The organism is Liberibacter crescens BT-1 (assembly GCF_000325745.1).
Taxonomy (GTDB): domain Bacteria; phylum Pseudomonadota; class Alphaproteobacteria; order Rhizobiales; family Rhizobiaceae; genus Liberibacter; species Liberibacter crescens.
In genome coordinates this window covers 1496831-1504659 of record NC_019907.1, presented here as the reverse complement: position 1 = coordinate 1504659, position 7829 = coordinate 1496831, and the positions used below count along the sequence as shown (strand labels likewise).

Sequence of the window (7829 nt, the reverse complement as noted above, 5' to 3'; positions counted from 1 at the left end):
TAAAGTTAAATTAGTAATCTACTCATTTAACTACTTTTATTATTCATAGAGTGGAAAAAATCTCTGTTATTTTTAGTGTGTTTAAGTTTATCTATTAAAAACTCTATTGCCTCAAAAGTTCCCATTGTAGAAACAATACGTCGTAACATAAAAACTTTCTGAAGATCTTGACGTTCAATAAGCAAATCTTCTTTTCGAGTTCCAGATTTAAGAATATCTATAGCAGGAAAAATACGTTTATCTGCTATCTTTCTATCCAAAATAATTTCAGAGTTTCCAGTACCTTTAAATTCTTCAAAAATAACTTCATCCATACGACTCCCAGTATCAATAAGTGCAGTACCAATAATCGTAAGAGAACCACCTTCTTTTATATTTCTTGCAGCTCCGAAAAATCTCTTGGGACGTTGAAGAGCATTAGCATCAACACCACCTGTTAATACCTTTCCAGATGACGGAATAACAGCGTTATAAGCTCTACATAAACGAGTAATAGAATCAAGCAATATGACAACATCAAGCCCATGCTCTACTAAACGTTTAGCTTTTTCAATGACCATTTCAGCAACTTGAACATGGCGAGTTGCAGGTTCATCAAATGTTGAAGAAACAACTTCTCCTTTCACTGAACGTTGCATGTCCGTTACTTCTTCTGGTCTTTCATCAATAAGCAAAACAATTAAATAACATTCTGGATGATTCTCTGCAATTAAATGAGCTATATTATGAAGAAGAACTGTTTTACCTGCACGAGGAGGAGCAACAAGCATGGCACGCTGTCCCTTTCCAAGGGGAGCTATTAAATCAATCATACGAGCAGATAAATCTTTAGAATTAGAATCTTCTAATTCCATACGAAACCTTTTATCTGGATAAAGAGGAGTTAAATTATCAAAATGTATCTTATGCCTAATTTTTTCTGGAACATCAAAATTAATAGTATTCACTTTTAAAAGGGCAAAATACCTTTCTCCTTCTTTAGGACCACGAATTGGACCTTCAACTGTATCACCAGTTTTTAAAGAAAAACGTCTAATCTGTGATGGAGATATATAAATATCATCAGGACCAGGTAAATAATTAGCATTAGCAGAACGTAAAAATCCGAAGCCATCTTGGAGAACTTCGACAACTCCTTCACCTATAATTTCAATTTCTTGATTAGCTAATACTTTCAATATAGAAAACATTAATTCTTGCTTGCGCATAATATTAGAATTTTCAATATTAAGTGATTCAGCAAACGCAAGAAGATCAGTTGGAGATTTACTTTTAAGCTCTTGAAGCTTCATTTCAGACATGAAGGAAAACCATTTATATTTTTTAGATTAAGAATAAGGAAGATATATTTCTTTTTATTCATAAAAAGAATAAAAACCGATAAACATAGAAATATATGACTAAAGAATTTTTATGGTACACGATATATAAAACAATTGATAGTCATTTTTTTATAAACTTCAAGAAAATAATAAAAAATTAAATTAATATATATTTTTTAATATATTTAAAAAGGTTTCACTACAGTTAGAATTACAATTACTATCATAAGTATAGTAGGTATTTCATTAATTACTCTAAAGTAAGAAGCCTTATGATTTTGCATATTATATTTAAAACTTTTCATAATAAAAGCTAAATAAAAATGATATGCTGAAAGACCCAAAACTAAAAGAAATTTTATACGAAGCCAGCCAATATTTATATGACTAACATGCAATGTTAAATATATACCAAAAATCCATGAAAGAATCATAGCAGGATTCATTATTATTTTTAGTAATCTTTCTTCCATAATTTCAAAAGTTTGATATTGAAGAGAACCCGGTTTAGAAGAACTATGATAAACAAATATCCTGGGCATATACAGTAATCCTGACATCCAGGACATAACAGCAATAATATGTAAAGCTTTAATCCATAAATAAGGCTTTTTAGTTATAAAAAGAACAATACAAAAAACTGTTATAATAAACAATAACAATCCAATAAATGCTTTAAGTTGAACTTTTTTACCCACAGCATCAGAAATTAGGAACTTCACTATTTTAGTCCTTTGCGTATAATTTCTACTAAATAGGCAACATTCTGAGGGTCAACTTGTGGAGTAACTCCATGACCAAGATTAAAAATTAATGGGCCAGAACCTAAACTATCTAAAATTGCATTAATTTTATCTTTCATTATTTGTCCACCAGCTACTAAACACATTGGATCAAGATTTCCTTGGACTGGCCCTTCTTTTTGCAGTTCAACAGCAAAAGATAACGGGACGGTCCAATCTAAACCTATAGCATCAGCATGCGTCAAAAAACGATATTTTTTTAAATTATATCCAGCTCCTTTTGCAAAAGCTATAATAGGAGTATTTGGACATCTTTTACGTATTGAAGCAATCATACGAGCAACAGGCTCTGCGGCATAAAGTTCAAATTCATGACCAGAAAGAACACCAGCACATGTATCAAAAATCTGAATAACATCTGCACCAGCCATAATTTGAGCGACAAGATAATCTGCTGAAACATCAGACAGAAAATCTAAAAGCCATTTAAAAATTTTTGGATGATGATAAGAAAAAAGCCTGGCTTCTGATTGATTGACAGTAGAACAACCAGCAATCATGTAAGTTGCAACAGTCCAAGGAGCACCACAAAATCCAATTAAAGTTGTATCAACAGACAACTTTTTACGTAAAGATGATACTGTTTTAATGACAGGAGAAAGATATTCTAAGATATTATTATCTTTAAGTGCAAGAATTTCTTCAGGACTAATTGGATCTAACCTTGGTCCTTCTTTTTCTAAAAAACGCACATTCCTTCCAAGAGCATCTGGAATAACTAAAATATCAGAAAAAAGAATTGCAGCATCAAGTTTATAACGATGTATTGGTTGTAAAGATAACTCGACACTGTATTCTGGTGTGTAGCACATATCAAGGAAGTTTTTAGCTTTTTTGCGTATTTTTTTATATTCGGGAAGATAACGTCCTGCTTGTCTCATAAGCCAGATAGGTGGAGGATTTAATGTTTTGGATTTTAAAACCTCAAGAATTTTTTTTTGTTCTTTTTCCATTTTTTCTATAGATCTCATTACTTTCTATAAAATTTTTTATTTATTCTAGCCCTTTAATAATGAATATTATTTTTTATAAATTAACTTTCTGTTAATAAATTAAAATATACTAATGAAAAAAATATACTGAAGAGACTGTGAAAAACGTGGATAATATATTTTTCTATTTTAATTCAACAACTTAAATGATCTGTCTTTTAAAAGAAAATTTTAACTTTTCATTAACAATAATGAATATTATTTTTAAATTTAATTTTAAAAATGTAGAATAAAATATGAATATAATTAAGAATGTGGATTAAATTAAAATAATAAAAGTCTTTATAAAAAGACAACGAGAAGAATCGTACTTTATTAAAAATAATCAACAACAATTATAATAGACTGTGGAAACTTTTTTATGAGAAAGTTTCTTGATGAAAAATTCTAATTATTATAAAATAGTTTATTTTGAGTTAAGGTACGATGTGTAATTTAATACTGGCATCTTCTAGTATACATAGAAGAAAAATTCTAAAAAATGCTGGAATTAATTTTATAGCAATGAATTCCAATATTAATGAAAGAGAGATAGAAAAATCTTTAGATATATCTGATAGAACAGATCCTGTTAAACTTGCTTTAATTTTAGCTCAAAAAAAAGCTTTAGCATTAGGGAAGATTTATCCTGAAAAAATTATCATAGGGTGTGATCAAACTATGTCATCTGAAGGTAAAATTTATCATAAACCTAAAGACATGACTGACGCTGAAAATCACCTTTTTTCTCTTTCAGGAAATACACACTATATACATAGTTCGTACGTGTTAGTACGTAACGATACTATATTAGCTTCTTATGTATCAGAAGCAAAATTAAAAATGCGAATTCTTTCTATTGAATTTATTCAACAGTATTTAAAAAAATCTGGTGAAAAAGTTTTATCAAGTGTTGGTGCCTATCAAATTGAAAAAGAAGGTATTCAATTATTTGAGACAATAGAAGGAAGTTTTTTTACTATTCTTGGATTACCTATTTTAGAACTTTTAAAAGACCTTCGGAAGGAAAGAGTTATTGATTAATAAGAAAAATCCTAAAGCATTTATAGTTGGCTGGCCAATTGAATATTCTCGATCACCTCTTATACATAGATATTGGCTAAACAGTATGAAAATTTCAGGTTCATACGTTATTGAATCTATAGAACCAGAGAAATTTAAAGGTTTTATTAAAAATATAAAGGCAAGAGAAATTGATTATGTTGGTGGTAATGTCACTATTCCTTATAAAGAAATTATTTATAAATTAGTTGATTATGTTACACCAGAAGCTGAAGAGATTGGAGCAATCAATACTCTTTGGTTTGAAGATGAAAAATTGAATGCGACGAATACAGATTATTATGGTTTTTCTGCTAGTCTTGATGAAGTGCAACCAAATTGGAAAAAATTATCTAAAGCAGTTGTTATGGGATCTGGAGGGGCAAGTCGTGCTGTTGTAAAAGTTTTATGTGATAATGGTTTTTCAGAAATACATGTCGTTAATAGAACAATATCTCGAGCAAATGCATTAGTTGATCATTTTTCATGTAAGAGAATTTATGCTCATCCTTTAGAAGCTTTAAATGAAGTTATGCAAAGAGCAGGTCTTTTTGTAAATACTATACCTACAAGTATAGGTTATAATGATTCATTTAAAATAGATTTTTCTCCACTTATTCCTGGAGCTATTGTTGCTGATATTGTTTATATCCCATTAAAAACAGAAATTTTAAAGCAAGCTGAACAACAGGGCTTTATTACAGTTGATGGACTTGGAATGTTACTTCATCAAGCTAGATTAGGCTTTAAAAAATGGTTTAAAACTTGGCCTAAGATTGATGACTCTCTCCGGTCTCTTCTTATTTGTGATATTAAATCATAAAATGATTATATTAGGTATAACTGGTTCTATAGGTACAGGTAAAACAACTGTATCAAATTTTTTTAAAGAAAATGGAGTTTCTGTTATTAGTGCTGATGATATAGTGAATGATTTATATCAGGGTTCAGCAGTAACTGTTATTGAAAATAATTTTCCAGGATCCACGAAAGATAATAAAGTTGATAAGGAAATTTTATTTAAGAAACTTAATGAAGAACCAGAAAAATTCAAAATTCTTGAGAATATTATACATCCAATGATAAGGATAAGAGAGAGAGAAATTCTTAAGGATTTTTTTTATAGGGGAGAAAAAATAGTTGTTTTTGAAAGTCCTCTTCTTTTTGAAACAAGGAGGGAGAGTTTTTTTGATAAAATAATTCTTGTTCATTGTAGTCTTGATATTCAACGTAGTCGAGTTTTGGCTAGAGAAAATTTTACAGAAGAAAAATTTTTTCTTATTTTATCTCGACAAATAGATGCAAAGTATAAAATACTTCGTGTTGATTATATCATTAATACACAAGAAAGTTTTGATAAAACCCGAGATGATGTTTGTAATATTTTGAATGATATTTATAGGACTTATAATTTAAAGAAAAAGAATGCGTGAGATTGTTTTTGATACGGAAACTACAGGTCTTGATTATAAAAATGATAGAATTATAGAAATTGGTGCAGTCGAATTAGTTAATCATTTTAAAACAGGTCGCACATTTCATGTTTTTATTTGTCCTGGAGATAGGCAAGTTCATCCAGATGCATTGGAATTGCATGGTATTTCAAATGATTTTTTAAAAGAAATGCCTTCTTTTTCTTCAATTTTCGAAGATTTTTGGAATTTTTTTAATAATGAAAACGCAAAATGGATAGCCCATAATGCTACATTTGATATAAAGTTTATTAATGCTGAACTTGAAAGATTAGGTAAACCTATAGTTTCTTTTGAAAGAGTAATTGATACGTTATCTCTTGCAAGAAGAAAGCATCCAATGGCTCAAAATTCCTTAGATGCTCTTTGTCGTCGATATGGTATTAATAATTCAAATCGTTTGAAGCATGGAGCTTTGTTAGATTCTGAACTTCTTTCAGAAATTTATATACAAATGATAGGAGGTCATCAAACAGATTTTGCTTTTCATCAAGTTGTAAATAGTTTTCATGAAGAAAAAGATGCTAACATTAATGAAATTTTTCAAAAAAAACGCCTAAAGACATTACCTTCTAGAATTACTGAAGAAGAGATAAAAAGACATAATAAGATTATAACAAAAATAGGAATTAAGTCTATTTGGAAAAAAGTATACCATTTTTAAATATACGTCATAATCTTAATGGGATGTATTGTTTTTCGTATTAAGAGATTTTTCTTCTAAAATTTTTTGTGTATATATTTGAGAAAAATCAATTGGATCAATCATGAGGGGGTGGAAGGCACCGTCTCGTGTTACATCTGCAATGATTTGTCTTACAAAAGGAAATAAAAGTCGAGGACACTCTATAAGTAGAACAGGTAGTATATGTTCTTGTGGAAAGTCTGTAATACGAAAAACACCTCCATATGCTAACTCTATATTAAATAGTATTTTCTCTTCATCTTTAGCTTCAGCATTTAATGATAGAACTACATCAAAATCGTTATTTATAAGAGGATTGGCGTTGACATTTACAGTAATATTTATATTAGGTGATTTTTCGTGTTTTTGAAGTGAATTTGGGGAATTAGGACTTTCAAAAGATAGGTCTTTTATATACTGACCAAGAACCATAATATTAGGATTTAAGTTTTTTTTGGTTCCATTATTTTGTTCCATTATTTTTCCTTTAAAATTTATAACATGATTTCATCTATATTCTTTTATAGATATCTATGGTTTTAAGTGGGTTTTAACTTTATTATATAAAGTTTTTGAATATGTTACATATAAAAATTTATATGTTTCTTTTTTGTAGAAAAAATTAGTGTACATAGCTTACATTTATTAAATGGATTATTATATTTGATTTAATAATAAAAAAATACTTAAAAGTTTAAAAGTTGTATTTTAAGTACTTTAATAAAAAATTATCTTATTTTATTTGAAAAATATAAACCTTGCAATTATATGTTTTAAGTGATTCTGATTTTTAGAAGGTGGTTTCGATAGGAATGAATTTGAGTGATTTTATAACATTTTTTTTTCTTATTGTAACAATTTTATTGTTTATTCAACTTCGAAGTTTTTTAGGAAAAAGAACTGGTAATGAAAAACCTCCAGCAGATATTTTTTCTATACATGAAGAACTTTCAAAAGTATCTAAAAAAGATAAAAAGTTAGTAGTCTCTTCTATTAACAAGGAAGAAAACTTTAATAATTTTAGTTATATTGATGCTGTTTCTCCTATTGGAAGTGAGTTAAATAACTCCTTACGTAAAGTTATTTCAGTATATCCTCATTTCAATCCAGAGGATTTCATTAAAGGGGTAAGAGTTGCTTATGAAATGATAGTTGTTGCTTTTTATGAAAGGGATTTAAGTGAAGTAAAGGATCTTCTTTTTAAAGAAGTATATGATAATTTTGTGTTATCTATATCTGAGCGTAAGAATAAAAAAGATAATAAAAATATTAAATCAAGTTTAATAGGAACAGATAGTGTCAAGATCTTGGATGCTAAGATAGTAAACGATAATATAATGATTACTTGTCGTATAGTTGGTCAAATTATTTCTGCTTCTTATGATCAAGAAGGTCTTCTTCTTAAAAAAGAACCTGAAATTACTGGAAAGGTAGTTGATATTTGGACTTTTGCACGGAAAATTTCTTCTAGTAATCCTAATTGGAAATTAATTTCTACAGAGTCCGAAAATTAA

At 28.5% G+C, this 7829-nt stretch carries 9 protein-coding genes; 5 read left to right on the top strand and 4 right to left on the bottom strand.

Going from position 1 to position 7829, the window contains the following annotated elements; all coding sequences use genetic code 11:
- Nucleotides 1-26: 26 nt before the first annotated feature.
- From rho to hemE, 3 genes are all read right to left on the bottom strand, one after another.
- Nucleotides 27-1301 (bottom strand): transcription termination factor Rho, encoded by a 1275-nt coding sequence (gene rho / locus B488_RS06745; RefSeq protein ID WP_015273795.1) that lies wholly within the window; start codon nucleotides 1299-1301, stop codon nucleotides 27-29.
- 206 nt (nucleotides 1302-1507) lie between these two features.
- Complete coding sequence (gene hemJ, locus B488_RS06740; RefSeq protein ID WP_015273794.1) at nucleotides 1508-2044, bottom strand: protoporphyrinogen oxidase HemJ; 537 nt, start codon at nucleotides 2042-2044, stop codon at nucleotides 1508-1510.
- Nucleotides 2044-3078, bottom strand: coding sequence for a uroporphyrinogen decarboxylase (hemE, locus tag B488_RS06735; RefSeq protein WP_041771213.1), 1035 nt, complete (start codon nucleotides 3076-3078; stop codon nucleotides 2044-2046). The genes hemJ and hemE overlap by 1 nt, the downstream gene beginning before the upstream one ends.
- 465 nt (nucleotides 3079-3543) lie before the next feature.
- Here hemE and B488_RS06730 point away from each other — a divergent pair, with 465 nt between their 5' ends.
- The 4 genes from B488_RS06730 to dnaQ are packed head-to-tail and all read left to right on the top strand — an operon-like array spanning nucleotide 3544 to nucleotide 6294.
- Nucleotides 3544-4140 (top strand): Maf family protein, encoded by a 597-nt coding sequence (locus B488_RS06730; RefSeq protein ID WP_015273792.1) that lies wholly within the window; start codon nucleotides 3544-3546, stop codon nucleotides 4138-4140.
- Nucleotides 4133-4981: a shikimate dehydrogenase gene (locus B488_RS06725; RefSeq protein WP_041770828.1), complete on the top strand. Its 849-nt coding sequence runs from the start codon at nucleotides 4133-4135 to the stop codon at nucleotides 4979-4981. The genes B488_RS06730 and B488_RS06725 overlap by 8 nt, the downstream gene beginning before the upstream one ends.
- Complete coding sequence (gene coaE / locus B488_RS06720; protein ID WP_144049219.1) at nucleotides 4938-5591, top strand: dephospho-CoA kinase; 654 nt, start codon at nucleotides 4938-4940, stop codon at nucleotides 5589-5591. The genes B488_RS06725 and coaE overlap by 44 nt, the downstream gene beginning before the upstream one ends.
- Complete coding sequence (gene dnaQ, locus B488_RS06715) at nucleotides 5584-6294, top strand: DNA polymerase III subunit epsilon (protein ID WP_015273789.1); 711 nt, start codon at nucleotides 5584-5586, stop codon at nucleotides 6292-6294. The genes coaE and dnaQ overlap by 8 nt, the downstream gene beginning before the upstream one ends.
- A 15-nt stretch (nucleotides 6295-6309) precedes the next feature.
- On the opposite strand, the gene secB is transcribed toward dnaQ, so the two are convergent.
- Nucleotides 6310-6792 (bottom strand): protein-export chaperone SecB, encoded by a 483-nt coding sequence (secB, locus tag B488_RS06710; protein ID WP_015273788.1) that lies wholly within the window; start codon nucleotides 6790-6792, stop codon nucleotides 6310-6312.
- Between the two features lie 335 nt (nucleotides 6793-7127).
- Between secB and B488_RS06705 the strand changes: the two genes are divergently transcribed.
- Nucleotides 7128-7829, top strand: a complete 702-nt coding sequence (locus tag B488_RS06705; protein WP_015273787.1) for a Tim44/TimA family putative adaptor protein — start codon at nucleotides 7128-7130, stop codon at nucleotides 7827-7829.